This window comes from Peptoniphilus duerdenii ATCC BAA-1640, from assembly GCF_000146345.1.
In the GTDB taxonomy this organism is placed as follows: Bacteria; Bacillota; Clostridia; order Tissierellales; family Peptoniphilaceae; genus Peptoniphilus_B; species Peptoniphilus_B duerdenii.
Genome location: NZ_GL397071.1, coordinates 1,755,879 through 1,769,297, shown reverse-complemented (window position 1 = coordinate 1,769,297; position 13,419 = coordinate 1,755,879). Strand labels below are relative to the sequence as shown.

Annotated in this window: 25 protein-coding genes; 19 read left to right on the top strand and 6 right to left on the bottom strand. The window is 32.4% G+C overall.

The features are described 5' to 3' along the window. Positions 1-42: 42 nt before the first annotated feature. Complete coding sequence (locus HMPREF9225_RS08095; RefSeq protein WP_040551452.1) at positions 43-2,229, bottom strand: stalk domain-containing protein; 2,187 nt, start codon at positions 2,227-2,229, stop codon at positions 43-45. Positions 2,230-2,437: 208 nt separating this feature from the next. Between HMPREF9225_RS08095 and HMPREF9225_RS08090 the strand changes: the two genes are divergently transcribed. Together HMPREF9225_RS08090 and HMPREF9225_RS08085 are read left to right on the top strand one after the other, a co-directional pair. Beyond that, positions 2,438-2,659: a type II toxin-antitoxin system RelB/DinJ family antitoxin gene (locus HMPREF9225_RS08090; protein WP_008902455.1), complete on the top strand. Its 222-nt coding sequence runs from the start codon at positions 2,438-2,440 to the stop codon at positions 2,657-2,659. Then, the gene (locus HMPREF9225_RS08085; RefSeq protein WP_008902454.1) at positions 2,656-2,931 is read left to right on the top strand and encodes a type II toxin-antitoxin system YafQ family toxin; all 276 of its coding nucleotides are present in this window, start codon (positions 2,656-2,658) and stop codon (positions 2,929-2,931) included. The genes HMPREF9225_RS08090 and HMPREF9225_RS08085 overlap by 4 nt, the downstream gene beginning before the upstream one ends. A gap of 231 nt (positions 2,932-3,162) precedes the next feature. Here HMPREF9225_RS08085 and HMPREF9225_RS08080 read toward each other — a convergent pair whose 3' ends face one another. The 4 genes from HMPREF9225_RS08080 to HMPREF9225_RS08065 all read right to left on the bottom strand — a co-directional run bounded on the left by HMPREF9225_RS08080 (position 3,163) and on the right by HMPREF9225_RS08065 (position 6,032). Then, positions 3,163-4,326: a tyrosine-type recombinase/integrase gene (locus tag HMPREF9225_RS08080; protein WP_008902453.1), complete on the bottom strand. Its 1,164-nt coding sequence runs from the start codon at positions 4,324-4,326 to the stop codon at positions 3,163-3,165. A 22-nt stretch (positions 4,327-4,348) separates the two neighbouring features. Then, the gene (locus HMPREF9225_RS08075; RefSeq protein WP_008902452.1) at positions 4,349-4,939 is read right to left on the bottom strand and encodes an ImmA/IrrE family metallo-endopeptidase; all 591 of its coding nucleotides are present in this window, start codon (positions 4,937-4,939) and stop codon (positions 4,349-4,351) included. 190 nt (positions 4,940-5,129) lie between these two features. Beyond that, positions 5,130-5,642: a hypothetical protein gene (locus HMPREF9225_RS08070; RefSeq protein ID WP_008902451.1), complete on the bottom strand. Its 513-nt coding sequence runs from the start codon at positions 5,640-5,642 to the stop codon at positions 5,130-5,132. A gap of 9 nt (positions 5,643-5,651) precedes the next feature. Next, entirely contained in the window at positions 5,652-6,032 is a 381-nt protein-coding gene (locus HMPREF9225_RS08065) for a helix-turn-helix domain-containing protein (protein ID WP_211203946.1), read from the bottom strand. Between the two features lie 158 nt (positions 6,033-6,190). On the opposite strand from HMPREF9225_RS08065, the gene HMPREF9225_RS08060 reads away from it, so the two are divergent. Together HMPREF9225_RS08060 and HMPREF9225_RS08055 are read left to right on the top strand one after the other, a co-directional pair. Further along, positions 6,191-6,403 carry a helix-turn-helix transcriptional regulator gene (locus HMPREF9225_RS08060; RefSeq protein ID WP_008902449.1) on the top strand — a complete coding sequence of 71 codons (213 nt, stop codon included), beginning with the start codon at positions 6,191-6,193 and terminating at the stop codon, positions 6,401-6,403. A gap of 17 nt (positions 6,404-6,420) precedes the next feature. After that, the gene (locus tag HMPREF9225_RS08055) at positions 6,421-6,621 is read left to right on the top strand and encodes a hypothetical protein (protein WP_008902448.1); all 201 of its coding nucleotides are present in this window, start codon (positions 6,421-6,423) and stop codon (positions 6,619-6,621) included. On the opposite strand, the gene HMPREF9225_RS08050 is transcribed toward HMPREF9225_RS08055, so the two are convergent. Then, positions 6,599-6,967: a DUF2513 domain-containing protein gene (locus HMPREF9225_RS08050; protein ID WP_040551450.1), complete on the bottom strand. Its 369-nt coding sequence runs from the start codon at positions 6,965-6,967 to the stop codon at positions 6,599-6,601. The genes HMPREF9225_RS08055 and HMPREF9225_RS08050 overlap by 23 nt on opposite strands. Positions 6,968-7,022: 55 nt before the next feature. Between HMPREF9225_RS08050 and HMPREF9225_RS08045 the strand changes: the two genes are divergently transcribed. The 15 genes from HMPREF9225_RS08045 to HMPREF9225_RS07985 all read left to right on the top strand — a co-directional run bounded on the left by HMPREF9225_RS08045 (position 7,023) and on the right by HMPREF9225_RS07985 (position 13,418). Beyond that, complete coding sequence (locus HMPREF9225_RS08045; RefSeq protein ID WP_008902446.1) at positions 7,023-7,256, top strand: excisionase family DNA-binding protein; 234 nt, start codon at positions 7,023-7,025, stop codon at positions 7,254-7,256. 6 nt (positions 7,257-7,262) lie between these two features. After that, on the top strand, positions 7,263-7,430 hold the full coding sequence (locus HMPREF9225_RS10370) for a hypothetical protein (RefSeq protein ID WP_008902445.1): 168 nt from the start codon (positions 7,263-7,265) through the stop codon (positions 7,428-7,430). Between the two features lie 129 nt (positions 7,431-7,559). Further along, a complete protein-coding gene (locus HMPREF9225_RS08040; RefSeq protein ID WP_040551447.1) occupies positions 7,560-7,868 on the top strand; it encodes a hypothetical protein in 309 nt (102 codons plus the stop codon). A gap of 2 nt (positions 7,869-7,870) precedes the next feature. After that, positions 7,871-8,362 carry a hypothetical protein gene (locus HMPREF9225_RS08035; protein WP_008902443.1) on the top strand — a complete coding sequence of 164 codons (492 nt, stop codon included), beginning with the start codon at positions 7,871-7,873 and terminating at the stop codon, positions 8,360-8,362. A 43-nt stretch (positions 8,363-8,405) separates the two neighbouring features. Beyond that, positions 8,406-8,600 carry a hypothetical protein gene (locus HMPREF9225_RS08030; RefSeq protein ID WP_008902442.1) on the top strand — a complete coding sequence of 65 codons (195 nt, stop codon included), beginning with the start codon at positions 8,406-8,408 and terminating at the stop codon, positions 8,598-8,600. A 34-nt stretch (positions 8,601-8,634) separates the two neighbouring features. After that, on the top strand, positions 8,635-9,102 hold the full coding sequence (locus HMPREF9225_RS09865; protein WP_008902441.1) for a hypothetical protein: 468 nt from the start codon (positions 8,635-8,637) through the stop codon (positions 9,100-9,102). Positions 9,103-9,125: 23 nt separating this feature from the next. Continuing rightward, positions 9,126-9,338, top strand: coding sequence for a hypothetical protein (locus tag HMPREF9225_RS08020; RefSeq protein ID WP_008902440.1), 213 nt, complete (start codon positions 9,126-9,128; stop codon positions 9,336-9,338). 35 nt (positions 9,339-9,373) lie between these two features. Then, entirely contained in the window at positions 9,374-9,538 is a 165-nt protein-coding gene (locus tag HMPREF9225_RS10365) for a hypothetical protein (RefSeq protein WP_008902439.1), read from the top strand. Positions 9,539-9,629: 91 nt separating this feature from the next. After that, complete coding sequence (locus tag HMPREF9225_RS08015) at positions 9,630-9,842, top strand: hypothetical protein (RefSeq protein WP_008902438.1); 213 nt, start codon at positions 9,630-9,632, stop codon at positions 9,840-9,842. 70 nt (positions 9,843-9,912) lie between these two features. Further along, a complete protein-coding gene (locus HMPREF9225_RS08010) occupies positions 9,913-10,152 on the top strand; it encodes a hypothetical protein (protein ID WP_040551445.1) in 240 nt (79 codons plus the stop codon). Continuing rightward, complete coding sequence (locus HMPREF9225_RS08005; RefSeq protein ID WP_008902436.1) at positions 10,149-10,724, top strand: host-nuclease inhibitor Gam family protein; 576 nt, start codon at positions 10,149-10,151, stop codon at positions 10,722-10,724. Before HMPREF9225_RS08010 ends, HMPREF9225_RS08005 begins: the two co-directional genes overlap by 4 nt. Before the next feature lie 10 nt (positions 10,725-10,734). Then, the gene (bet, locus tag HMPREF9225_RS08000; protein WP_008902435.1) at positions 10,735-11,589 is read left to right on the top strand and encodes a phage recombination protein Bet; all 855 of its coding nucleotides are present in this window, start codon (positions 10,735-10,737) and stop codon (positions 11,587-11,589) included. 50 nt (positions 11,590-11,639) lie between these two features. Continuing rightward, positions 11,640-12,524 carry a Lin1244/Lin1753 domain-containing protein gene (locus tag HMPREF9225_RS09860; protein WP_008902434.1) on the top strand — a complete coding sequence of 295 codons (885 nt, stop codon included), beginning with the start codon at positions 11,640-11,642 and terminating at the stop codon, positions 12,522-12,524. Beyond that, positions 12,521-13,096, top strand: a complete 576-nt coding sequence (locus HMPREF9225_RS07990; RefSeq protein WP_008902433.1) for a replicative helicase loader/inhibitor — start codon at positions 12,521-12,523, stop codon at positions 13,094-13,096. The genes HMPREF9225_RS09860 and HMPREF9225_RS07990 overlap by 4 nt, the downstream gene beginning before the upstream one ends. Further along, positions 13,077-13,418: a DUF1064 domain-containing protein gene (locus HMPREF9225_RS07985; RefSeq protein WP_008902432.1), complete on the top strand. Its 342-nt coding sequence runs from the start codon at positions 13,077-13,079 to the stop codon at positions 13,416-13,418. The genes HMPREF9225_RS07990 and HMPREF9225_RS07985 overlap by 20 nt, the downstream gene beginning before the upstream one ends. Position 13,419: the final 1 nt, after the last annotated feature.

Here is a 13,419-nt window from a genome sequence, read left to right as displayed (position 1 = left end):
CTCGTCTTTTTTTATTTAGGATTTTAAACATTCATTTTTTGTTTATTTTGCGTTTGTAGAATTGTTGGTGTTGTTATCAGCGTTTGTGTTTTCAGAATTATTATTAGAATTTTCATTTTGATTTTCATCTGTATTTTCTACATTATTATCTACATTATTTTCTAATGAAACACCGTTTGAATCGACTATATAGATTTCTTTACTTTCTCCTAGGTAGATAACTTCCATTCCAACTGTTTCAGATATAAATCTGATTGGGACGAAGGTTCTACTATTTGAAATTATTGCTGCTTGATCTATTGTTTTTTCGACTCCATTTACCATAACTTTATTTGAGTCAATAGGAATTTCTATATTTTTATCTCTTATTTTTATAGTTGCAGTCTTTGTTTCAGGATTCCAATCAACTTCGCCTTTTAGTGCTTCTACGACGAATCTTAGAGGAACCAAGGTTCTGTTATTCTTTATAAATGGACTGACATCCATTTTATTTTTAATTCCATTCATTTCCCAATCTTTAGAGCCGACAACCATTCTTAAAAATTCAGCATCTTTATTTAAAAGTATGATGCTTCCGGTTTTGCCTGGGGCGCTAAATTCAACTTTCGAAATATTTTTATTCATTGGTCCGATAGAATACTTACCGCCGCCAAGATCATTTAGCACAACTGAATCAGATTTAGCAATAAACATGCTTGGGTTTATTTTAAATTTAGATCCATCTGGTTTAACTCCTTCGAATTTAACATTTAACTCTTCCCCTGGAGCAACTTTAACCTTGTCTCTATTTATATTTAGTGATTTTAATTTATCTAAGCCTAAAACATCTACAGACAAGACTCCCGCAGCCCCTTCAGATGTTGTGATTCCTATGTCCACCTTACCAGGATTCATAGGGGAGAAGACGTCGTTGTTCCAAAATTCTTCCTGACCACTTAAATCATAGACAGAATATTTTACTTTAGATTTATCCATTGGTTGGTATGCAGTATCCCATACTGATTTCAAACCATACTGTGCATTTTCTCCAACGAAGACTGTAGATGGACCAGAGATTTTAACTCCAGCAGCGATACCTGTAGGTTGAGCCTTGTTAAATAGGCCTATACCATTTACAACTCTTCTTTCAGGACCGTTTCTTTCTGGATTTACAAATCTAGTTCTTTCAGAGCTTCCAAGTTCTTTTGCAACCATTGCAGTAGAACCGCCTCCATCAAGGTTAACCGCCTTAAATGCTTTTAACTCTACAAATATTTTGGACATATCATTTAAACTAAGTCCATAAGATCTCTTAGTTCTACCTTCTGCAGATAGAATGTAAAGAGTCTTACCATCTTTAGAAATACCAACTGCAGTTCTTGCTCTGAAACCACCTAGGACATTTACATCCTTTGTGTATTTCTTAGCTTGACCATTATCCACAAGCAGTCCATGACCACCGATTAACATCTTGTAGTCGTTTCTAGGATAGATGGTGTAGTCAATCTTTAGTTGGTCTCCAACTTTTATGTTTTGGTTGAAGAAATCTTTTGCTAAACCATCTAGTTGAAGGATGTATTTTCCATCGGGCACAGCAAATGGGAAGTTTTTATCTGAAATCTGTTCAACAACATAGTTTGAATCTAGAAGAACTTCAGAATTTTTCTTGTCGCCTCTGGACTTTGATGCCCACATGCTATCGTATAGATTTATTTTATTTTCATGGGAGTATTCATTTGTCGTATCGTACCAATAGTAACTTCTATTTAGACCACTTATTGGATATTTTTTCCCATTTGGAGCAGTTACTCCACCTTGGGACCAAACTCTTAGAATATCAGCAGTCATATCATTTGTAATTCCGATTGAATACACATCCTTTATAACGGAAGGACTAGAAAGTAGAACTCCACCTCTCATAGAAGGACCTTCAGGAGTTCCTTGAAGAGCCATATTGAAGAAGTCACCGTTAACAGTGGCAAGAGCATTCCTTGTATTTGCCATCTCAGAAACTGTAGCCCTTTGAGTATATTTTCCTTTACCAGTTATGATGTCTATATCTAAATCCGGATCTGAAAGATTACATTCTAAAATATAGACCCTAGTTTTGCCCTTTGCACCTTGGTAAGTGTAGCGAGTTTTAACCACGCCACCAGATATATTTTCCCTATTAATTAAATTTAAATTTGCATAAGTAGAGTAGGGAATTAAAAATATAAATAATAATAAAATAGTTAATCGTTTTTTCATTTCAACCTCCACAGATATTATAGCACAGTCGGTTTCTATCAATGCTTAATTAGAAAATCTTTAATATATATGTAATATTAGAGCGTATGCAATTATTAGAAAATTTAAAAATTTTAATATAATACATAGAGAAATAAGAAAACATATTCATAGATATTTATTTACAAATACATGCAAAATGATATAATATTCTTAAGGAGATGATAGTATGGCAAATGTAAATTTAAATATTAGATTGGATGAAGAATTGAAGAATGAATTTTCAAAAGTTTGCGAATCAATGGGAATGAGTATGTCCACCGCATTTAATGTATTTGCCAAAGCAGTGGTAAACGACAATGGGATACCTTTTAAAGTAAAGGGGAGTAATCCAATAGTAGCAGAATTTGACAACATGGATGATTTTAAAAATTTTGTAAGTGAAATATGAAAAGAAAAATTCAAATCAGATCTTCTTTTAAAAAGGATTTAAAGAGAATTAAAAAAGCTGGTTTAGATATGAACAAACTTTTTACTGTGGTAGAAAAACTAGCAAACGATGAAATATTAGAAGAGAATTATAGAGATCATAAACTAGCAGGCAACTACACAGGATGCAGAGAATGCCATATAGAACCAGACTGGCTACTTATTTATGAAAAAATAGGCACAAGTCTAATATTAATCTTAAATAGAACAGGATCTCATAGCGATTTATTTTAAAAATTTTAAAGAATATAATTTAATATAATAAAATTAAAAAAAACACTATAGTAGCCAATTTTTGCAATAAAAAAACCGTTGAAATTAAAATGTTTCAACGGTTTTTATAATGGGGTGGATAGTGGGATTCGAACCCACGGAGTTTAATTGCACAGTAATGCACAGTCGGTCAATCTGTGTATTTTACTGAATTTTAATTTTTTAGTTATGCACAGTTTTACATTTTTTATACTAATTTGTACTAAATTCCCGCTCGAAATCCCGCCCGCCTATAGTATCATTAATAATGTTATATGCTATTCCCTTTTCTTCTTCGATTGCATGGATATAAATCTCAGTAGTTGAAAGATTTTTATGCCCCATGACATCAGCGATATTAGGAATAGATACATTTTGAGAGGCTAGAAGCGTAGCGGTAGTATGTCTCAATCCATATGGCGGTAGATATCTCAAACCTATTTTTTTACAGAATTTTTTCCAATTATCTCTAAAGGTCTTATTTGCCAAGTGATCACCTGTAGTTGAGTGAACCACAAACTCACATTTTTTGCCAAATAGTTTCTTTTGCTCTTTTATTTGCAGCTTTAAAAGCTCTTCTATCATAGGTGTTAAAATACCTACTCTCGGCTCATTATTTTTCGTGCCTTTTTCATCATAACCATAGTAATTTACCACTGTGATAGTATCATCTATCATCACTCTTTTACTTGTCCATTCAATTTTAGTCCACTTTAGACCTCTTAGCTCAGCTGGACGAAGTCCATATGTCACAGTTAAAACTATGCAAAGTATGAAATTAACATCATCTTCTTTAAAAGCATACTTCAGAGCCTTTTTCATCTCACTTGGACTATAATACTTATCTTGAACTGACTTTTGAACTTTAACATTTTTGACATTTTCAGCAGGATTTTTTTCAAGGATCCCTTCTTCGACGGCTACATTAAAAAGAGATTTTAAAACTGTGATATTATGCTTGATAGTTTTTGGAGCATAGGGCTTTTTAGTCCTCTCACTTATATAGTTCATCAAGTGATTATTAAAATCTTTCACATCTCTTTCAGTGATATTCTTTATAGGCTTATCCCCAAAGAAAGAATTAATCTGATTTTTAAGATAAGAATTATACCAAGAAATTGTATTTTCTTCTAGTTTATGATTTTTAATATACCATTGACCAAAGTTAAATATAGAAAGATTAGCAGCGTAGGATGCGGATCCTATTTCTGCATATAGTTCTTGAATTACATCTAACTCTTTTGCGTTCATAAAAGATTTTAACTTCAAACCTGTAAAGCTGCATTTAATAGTCTTAGTCTTCCTATATCGTTCACCATCTACTGTCTTTTCCACCTCGATCTTATACTTTTCTGGACCTATTTTTCTCCACACCATTAAATCATCACCTCAACATTTTTTAGATTAAATTTATTTTAGAAGGGTAGTACCCTTTTAAAATCTTGTAATTTTTTGTATATTTAAAAATTTCTTTAAAACTATAGGCAACTTCATCATCTTTTACTTTTTCTAAATCTATAAATCTTTTTATAAAATCTTTTCTACAGTTAAAAGCTGAGATACTTACACCGAAAAGGCTGAAGATATAATCATCAGGAAATCGTGAAGTTTTTTTCATCATTTCTAAGGGCATGAGCAGTTCACCTGCAAAGGCATTTGCCGATTGCTCTTTGATATACTCTGGTAAATCTTTATTTTTAGTATGATGCTGTAAAAAGATATGCCCAAGCTCATGGGCAAGAGTGAACCTCTGTCTTTCACGCTCATAATTAACATTATCTATAGCTATTAAATATTTTTTAGTTTTTTCATTATAGACTGTGCAGCCATCTAATCCGTGTAAATTCTTGTATTTAACAATGATGTCATCTCTATATTTCAAAATATCACCAAGAAAAATTGGAAGCAGCCTTTCATCTGGTGAAATATTCTTATGGATATAATTTGCTATGCTCGTAGCATACCTTAAGTTATACTCTAAAGCGTTCATATTACCTCACTTTAAGAACATATGTTCTTTTAAAAATAAAAAATATATAGGGACATAATTTCCCTTAAAATTTGTATTTTATAATCAATCCTTGGTTTTGCCACCTAATGGTGAGAGAGCTACTTCCAAGGATTAATTATTTTATAACTTTAAATATTGAAATATCGGAATTTGTTGACCTCAACAAGTATTAATCTGCAGAGTGAACCTTAATGTATTTAAAAGCACTGATTAAGTCTTCAATCTGTGATGACTTTGCAATAGCAGGTAAGATTTCAATATTAATGTTAGATCTTTCTAGGCTATCCATCCTCAATATTAATGTAGCTTTTCTAATTTTTTCTTTTTGTTTTCTTTTTCCTGAGGCTCCTGCCATAGCTCCTAGAAGACCAAAAGTAACACCACCTGCTACTGTGGATAGACCTTTACCGCTGATTATTGTTTCTCCGTCAAGTTTATAATCGAAATCTAAAAGATCTTTGAAATTAAATACTTCATAATCTACAGAGAATTTCTTATTTGGCTCGTCAATTTGAATTGTAGTTTTTTCAAAAGCAGGATTATTAATTTTAAATTCTTTAGTAATATTTTCTAAAGGATTTGCAAGTTGACGTTCTTTAAATAAAGCTTTTCTCTTGTTTTGGTAGTTAATGCTATAGATTAGCATTACAATACAAAATCCAATAACAATTACATATCCCATAATTACCTCCTATTTGCTTTTATTATCATCTTCATCATCGAAGAATGTAGCCTTAATCATACGAATCATTGTATCTTTCTGCTCTGGAGTTAGCTTTTGATTAGCTCTATAGAGCACAGAGATCCCTTCAGGAAAATCTTCTTCAAGTTCATCAACTTTTGTTTTTTTGTTATTTTTATGAGGATTAGAAGAACGACCAAGAAGATAGTCCAAAGAAACATTAAAATAATCAGCTATTAAAATTTTAATATCGTCACTAGGAACTCTTACATTACTTTCATATTGAGATAATGTAGAATTACTTATATTTAATATTTTTGCCAATTCTTTTTGAGATAAATTATTTTTTTCCCTTAAATATTTAATATTGCTTCCTAAATTTGAAATCATTCTTATCGCCTCATTCACTATTTGTGAATATTATATATCAAATTTTGCAATTAGAAAATATAAATTCACAAAAAGTGAATGAAAGTGTTGACATTTGCTAACTGTGAATATATAATTATATTATACTTCACGTATAGCAAATTATTGGAGGTGATTCTGTGAAAAAATCTTTGGCAGAAATCAGAGAAGAAAATAGTAAAACTCAAAAAGATATGGCGGATCTTCTTGGCATTGCAGTATCTACGTATTGCCAATACGAAACAGGCAAGAGAAATTTACCTGTTGAGACTGTAAACAAAATATCTAAGATTTTAAATGTCAATAAAAATGATATTTTTTTGCCTATAAAATTCACAGTTGGCAAACTTTAAATTAATTGAGGTGTAAGATGGAAAGTAAATCATTACTTTTAAAAGAAATGAATATGGAAAGAATAAGAGTCCTTCAAAAACATAAAAAAGAACTTAGAGAGGAAATTAATTCTAATATTTATGAAAAAAATGAAGAGTTATTTTCTAAGTACTCAAAACTTGAAAGACTCTTTAATGAAATTATTTGTTATGAGGCTAAATGCCTAGATGAGATTTAATTACGGATTCAGCTGTAGCTTGGAAGACTGCAAGAGAACAGGATTTAACTAAAGAACCTATTTTAGATTTGGTCTCTTTGTATATTCCAGGATCTCTAACAGAATCTAGGTAGTCATGACCTTGAGAAGTTAATCTGTGAATTATAAATAAATTATATTTAGCTCCCATACAAGGCATGGCTTTGTATGAAATAAAATTATTATCTATTATTAATTCTAAATGATAATAAAGTTTATCTTTGTCAGAAGATAGTTCTAAAAAATCTTCTAATGTCACTTCTTTTGAAGGAGTTAAATCTTCTATTTTGATTAACATATCTCGAATTAGGTCTAGGTCTCTTTTCAATATAATCACCTCCTTATGGTGATTATAACAAATAAAAATTAAAGGTGGATATAAGATGGAAAATTTAATTAGATTAGACCAAGGCACGATTGAAGGCTTGGCAAAAGCTATAGCTGAAAAGATGAAGCCTAAGGTAATCTTCAGTGCTGAAGAAGCGGCTGAGTATCTAAGTATCAGCTATAGACAACTTTTAAAAGAAGTCTATGCAGGCAATATAAGATTCAGATATAAAGGATCTAGAAGTTATATCTTTAAGAAAGATTGGCTCGATGATTGGATGGATAGCTGATGAAAAATGAACTTTATAAGAATGGTGACCTGCGTAAAGTATGAAAGCTTTAAAGAAAGAGTGAGGATCGTCAGAATGCTCATGGATGAAGGTTGGAAGATCGTTGAATACTCTGATGGCTTTGTCATCGGAGAAAAGTTTAGGAAAAAGGGGGATAAAAATGAAATTAGTTAATAGTCATGGAAAAGTGATCCTTAATTTTAACGCTCCATTGTGGCGGTTTTTAAAAAATTTCATTAGGTTTATCTGGGGAGTAGTAGTGATACTCTTTATCTTTTATCTTTCATGCGAGCCGATATAGATATGGCAAAGAAGAAAGAGAAGAAGGTCAAGACTCCGACATATAACGTGACCATGGATGACATCCGCGGATACGTAAAACAAGGCTACATCCAAGGTAGAGATGAGGCAATAAAGAAAGCTACTGACTACTCTATAGCTGTACCTGTTTTGGCACTGATTGACGGATTTGGTTTTGGAAGAGTGAGGCTTGAGAGATTCTTGGATATCGTTTATGACACTTACGACAGCATTGACAAAGAGTATTTAAATTTAAATGACATAGTAAAGACTATAAACGAAGAAAAGAAGATAGAAATCATTAGGAGATAAAGATGGAAGAAGAATATTTAAGAGGAATTAAAAATTTCATATGTGTTAAGACTGGAATTGGTGAAATAGAATATGGAGAAATGGATGCTGATTTTGTCCTTTTCAAGTTATTGAATTTCATATTACAAAAGAGAAAATCTACATCTAGTAAATGGATCCGTATTTCAAAAGATTTCTATGATGATCACGACAGAATTAATTCTTATTTAAAGTTAATTATGGATATATCTTTTTCCTATGACATTGAGGAAGATGAAGACTGTTTTATGTTTAGGCTTTTAACTGGTGTTGTAGAATTAGAAGATGAATTTCAAGTATATATTTCTGATGTGATGTTTGATTTGGTAAATTATACTTTTGAAGATTTTGAAGAAATACATCCAAACATAGCTGGAAGGCTTCCTTTAATAAAGATGAAGATTTTACCATCAATTATTATTGAGGGAGATGAATTTTTTCCCGATATGTATGGATCCTTTTTAGGAGATATTTAAGCTAGAGGAAGAATCGGGAGTAGAAAAAATTAGGAGGAAAGACATGAAAGAATTGAGAGCATATTGGTACACGGTTTTAGGCACTGCAAAAGTAATTGGAATCGTTAAGGTAGACACTGGCTATGAAGACAAGTACTATATCGGCATAGCTGATGGAGAAGATGAAAATAGAGACATTCAACAAATCTTGGATTATGGATCTAGGTTTTATCCTGGAATCTTTGCGGAAAAAAGATGAACTATTGCAAAAATGGAAATAGTTGAGGTAAAAAATGAGAATTGATGAATTAGTAAAAAGACTCGAAAAAATCGAAAAGAAACATAACCTGCATTTCAAAGTAAGAAAATATATTTTCGAGACAGAAATATTTATGGTTGCTGATGAAGATCTTAAAGATCTTATGATTGCTAGAATCTATGAGAGAAAAGCAAATGCACTAGAAACAATGTATGTAAATTTTTTAAGTTTAGAAGATGATATTAGAGCAGAGCTACTTGATATCTTTGTAGAGTATGCAAAGACACCGCCTGATGAAAGAGAAGAAGAGAAAAGATTTATAGTTCCTCTTCCTGGGCTTGTTACTACAGATGGTGAGCAGCAATACTTGACTCATAAAGAAGAGCACTTCTTCGCTTGTAGAAGAAATAAGGATTTAAGGCAGACCTGGAAGGAAAAGCACTTGAAGTATATACCTGAAGAGTACAGAAAATACGCGGTAGAGTTGAGTAGCGTTGAGTAGGAGTTGAGTAGGAGTTGAGAAACATGAAATGTAAAAAATGTGGTAACGAGGAAAATTTCTTTATTATAGAAAAATTTTCTGGTGTTACTGAATTGTGTGTAGATGCTGATGGAGAACTTACTAATTATAATGCTGATGCTTATGACGCTACAGATTATAGACTAAAAAGCATTTACTATTACTGTTGCGAGTGTAGATCGAAAGTCGCAAAAATTCCTGAAGAAAAAAGATATTAAAGTTGAGTAGGAGTTGAGTAGAGAAGAGGTGTTAAGTGAAAGAGCTATATATTTTGTACGACGTTAAAAGTCGAGTGGTCCTATATTCAACATATAGCGAAGAGAAAATCTATGCAAAAGCTGGAGAATTAGTGGAAAGCAAGACCTTTAGAGGAGAAGTTCACATCATAATGATTAATTTAGCAGGGGTAGAAAAATGAAAGAATTAATAGAAAATATTGAACAATGGGGAATAGACAGAGAGTTAGATAAAAAAGCGTGGATTGAAAATGTAGAGATTGAGGTGAAAGAATGAATTTTAAAGAAGGGCAATTAGTTATTTACGTAGGCTTCGACGATATGATGATAGGAAAAATCAAAAGAATTACAGGAAATAAAGCCTTTGTTTATTACCACGAAGGTGATACAGCGGCACTAACTGATTTTAGCTTATTAAGACCTATAACTAATGAGTATTGTATTGAAGAATTAATAAAAAAAAGTCCTCACACCGTTCAAAGCTAGAGGACTAAAAGTAATAAAAAATATTTTATCACCTATATTATATCACAGATTAGGTGATGTGGAGGAAATTATGAATCAAGTTGAAAGAATTATAAAAAAATGGAAGAGTATTCCTGAAGAAAGCAGAAAACTTTCTCAACATTTAAGTGAGTTAAAAATGAAATATTTGAGCTGTCCTTATCCTGAAGAAAAAGAATGGATAGCTATAGATATTAATGCAACTAAAGAAGATTTAAGAAAGTTAGAGGCAGAGTACGAAAATCTGTCAGAAATAGTAGAAGCAATAGGATATAGAGAGGTGGCAATATGATTAAAGAAGTAGAATTAAAAACTTATGATGACGAGTATAAGGCTTTTGGAGAAGTTTATAGAGACGAAGACGAGAATGAAGAATTAGTGCAAAAACAATTTGTAGTAGATAGTCTTTCATCTGCAGATTGGGTTATGCGTAAGATCAAAGAAAATAAAGACAGATCTGGAGAAATAATCGATTATGCAAAAGAAGAAATCCAAAGACTTCAACAATTCATTAAGAAAGAAGAAGCAAGACGTGACAATAACGTGGCATATTTAGAACATTTACTTGAAAATTACCTACTTCAAAGAAGAGAGGAAGATCCAAACTTCAAGTTGAAGACTGTTACAGGTACAGCTAGCATCAGGAAGTCAACCAACTGGAAATATGACGATGGAAAGTTATTAGAGTTCCTTAACAAGAACGACATGAAGCAATTTATGAGATTTAAAGTAGAAGTTAATAAGGCTGACTTTAAAAAGGCGGTAGACGTTATAGATTCAGTTGTAGTAATTCCTGAGACTGGAGAAGTTATAGATGGAGTTGAAGTAACTCAGGAAGAAAAGTTATCAATAAGATTTAGTTGAGGAGAAAAAAATGGCAAACATTGTAAAGTATGAAACGTCTAATGGTGAAGTTCAATTAGACAAACAAACGATTAAAAATTACCTTGTCAGTGGAGATGCTGACAAGGTTACTGATCAAGAGTTAGAGCTATTTATAAATCTTTGTAAGTATCAAAAGTTAAATCCATTTTTAAGAGATGCCTACTTAGTGAAATTTGGAGATAAACCTGCAAATATGATCGTGGGCAAAGACTTTTTCATTAAAAGAGCTTCTGCAAATGAAAACTTTAAAGGCTATACTGCAGGGGTTATTGTCCTCGGTAAGACTGGCAACATTGAAGAAAGACCTGGATCCTTTTATGCGAAACAAGTTGAATCTTTAGTGGGTGCTTGGTGCAAGGTTGAATTTACAAATGGCACAGATTTTTATCACACAGTAGCTTTTGATGAGTACAACACAGGTAAGTCAACATGGGCATCTAAGCCTGCTACTATGATTAGAAAGGTTGCACTGGTACAAGCACTTAGAGAGGCATTTCCTGAAGATTATCAAGGTTTATATGACTCTTCTGAAATGGGAGTTAATGAGGAAGTACTTCCTACAGATGGAGTAAAGGTTAAGGCTCCTACAATATCAAAAGAGCAATTTAATTTACTTTTAAAAACACTGGGAGAAGATGCCATTGTAGATTTCTGTAAATCTAAAGGCTACAACGATGCAGCGAAAATAAAAGTAGATGAGTATGAGAAGCTTATAGCTGAAGCTACTAAAAAGAAGCTAGAAGACGAAGAAGTTATTGAGTATGAAGATGTGGATCCTGATTTTAAAGATCTACAAGATGAAGATAATAATTTTGAAATTAACGAAGAAGAACTTCCTTTTTAAATAATATTTATTAAGAATAACTAAATAAGAAAAAATAGGAGGAATTAAGTATGGCAAGGAAAATAGCAGTGGGTATCAGTTACTTTCCCCTTGATACAGCGTTTTTAAGAGACATCAAGGTGCGTAGGGTGCTGATGGCTTGCGGAGCTAATTCTATAGCCGTGATATTAGCCCTCTTGTCTTCTATATATGAAGATGAGGGCTACTATATCAAGCTTAGCGAAGATTTACCTTTTGTAATTGCTGACACAGTTGGGATTACCGAGGGTGCCACTAAAGAGATCATTAGTAAGTTGGTCCAAGTTGGTTTCTTTGAAAAAAAACTCTGTAGTAAATTTAAAATCTTAACTTCTAAAGGGATTCAAGAAAGATATTTGAAAGCCTGTGAGAGAAGAAAAGAAGTCAAGATTATAAAAGATTATTCTTTAATAAATATTGATGAGTATACTAATGTAGTTTATGTAGACATTAATGGAATTGATGTATACATAAATCAGAAAAATGTATACAAAGGTACACAAAGTATAGTAAAGGATAGTAAATTAAATAAAAGTAAAGTATATAATACACCACCTAGTATTAATAATATATATAATACTGCTTCTTTTGATGCAGAAATTGACCAAGAAAAATTTAAAAAGGTGGTGGATTTATATAATTACTCTGGATTTCAGAACATCAGTCCGTCCGTTAAAGACACACTGATAGAATTTACGAACACTTATCCTACGACCTGGATAGAGGAAGCGTTTAAGATTGCTGCTGATGGCGGAAAACTAAGTCTTACCTATATCCGAGGTATACTCATGAGATGGACTTCTAATGGCAAAGATAGTCAATTCAAGAAAAAGGATAGTCAAACAGACACTGAGAGATACTATGATCAAGTGGATCAGTGGACTGAAAGCATTAAAAGAAAGTTGGAGAAGAAATGAATATAGACAAATTTGGCAGGATTGTAAAAGCAGTTAGAGCTGCCTATCCACAGTTTAAGTTTATTGAAAGTAAAGAGGGCATGGAAATATGGCTTAAAGCCCTAGCTGATGTATCTGATGATATAGTTTCTCTTGCATTTGAGAAGCACATCATGACAGCTAAATTTCCGCCTACAATTGCAGAGATCAGAGAAAATATATTTAATTTATCCGATGAAAAAATCCGTGATTGGTCAGATGCCTTTGGACTTGCTTTGCGTGCTATAAGAAAATTTGGATCATACAGAGAAGATGAGGCTCTAGAGTGGATAAGTGAGCAGGATAGGACCGCCGCCGAAGTGACTAGAAGACTAGGCTTTAAAGAGATCTGTTTGAGTGAGAATCTTGAAGTGATTAGGGGGCAATTTAGGATGGCATACACTAACTATGCCGAGCAAAAGAAGTATTATGGCATGCTTCCTGAATCTACAAAAAAGAGACAGCTTGCAATTGAGATTGAGGGTAAAAGGCGGATGGATGAATTGATCAATAAATATTTAGATCGAGGCAGAGATGGCTTACAGGAAATATAGATCTAAGAAAACTGAAGTAGACGGAATCACCTTCGACAGTAGAAAAGAAGCTGCAAGATACCAAGAATTAAAACTCTTAGAAAGAGCAGGGGTTATTAAAGATCTATGCTTGCAGCCTAATTTCCTGCTTCAAGATAAATTTGAGTATAAAGGCAAGGCTCAAAGAAAGATTGAGTATATAGCTGATTTCATGTACTGGGATTGTGAGAAGAAAACTTGCATAGTAGAGGACGTGAAAGGGGTCAGGACTGAAGTCTATAAGATCAAAAAGAAAATATTTTTAAAAAAATATGGAGAAAAATATGATTTTATAGAGACTTGAG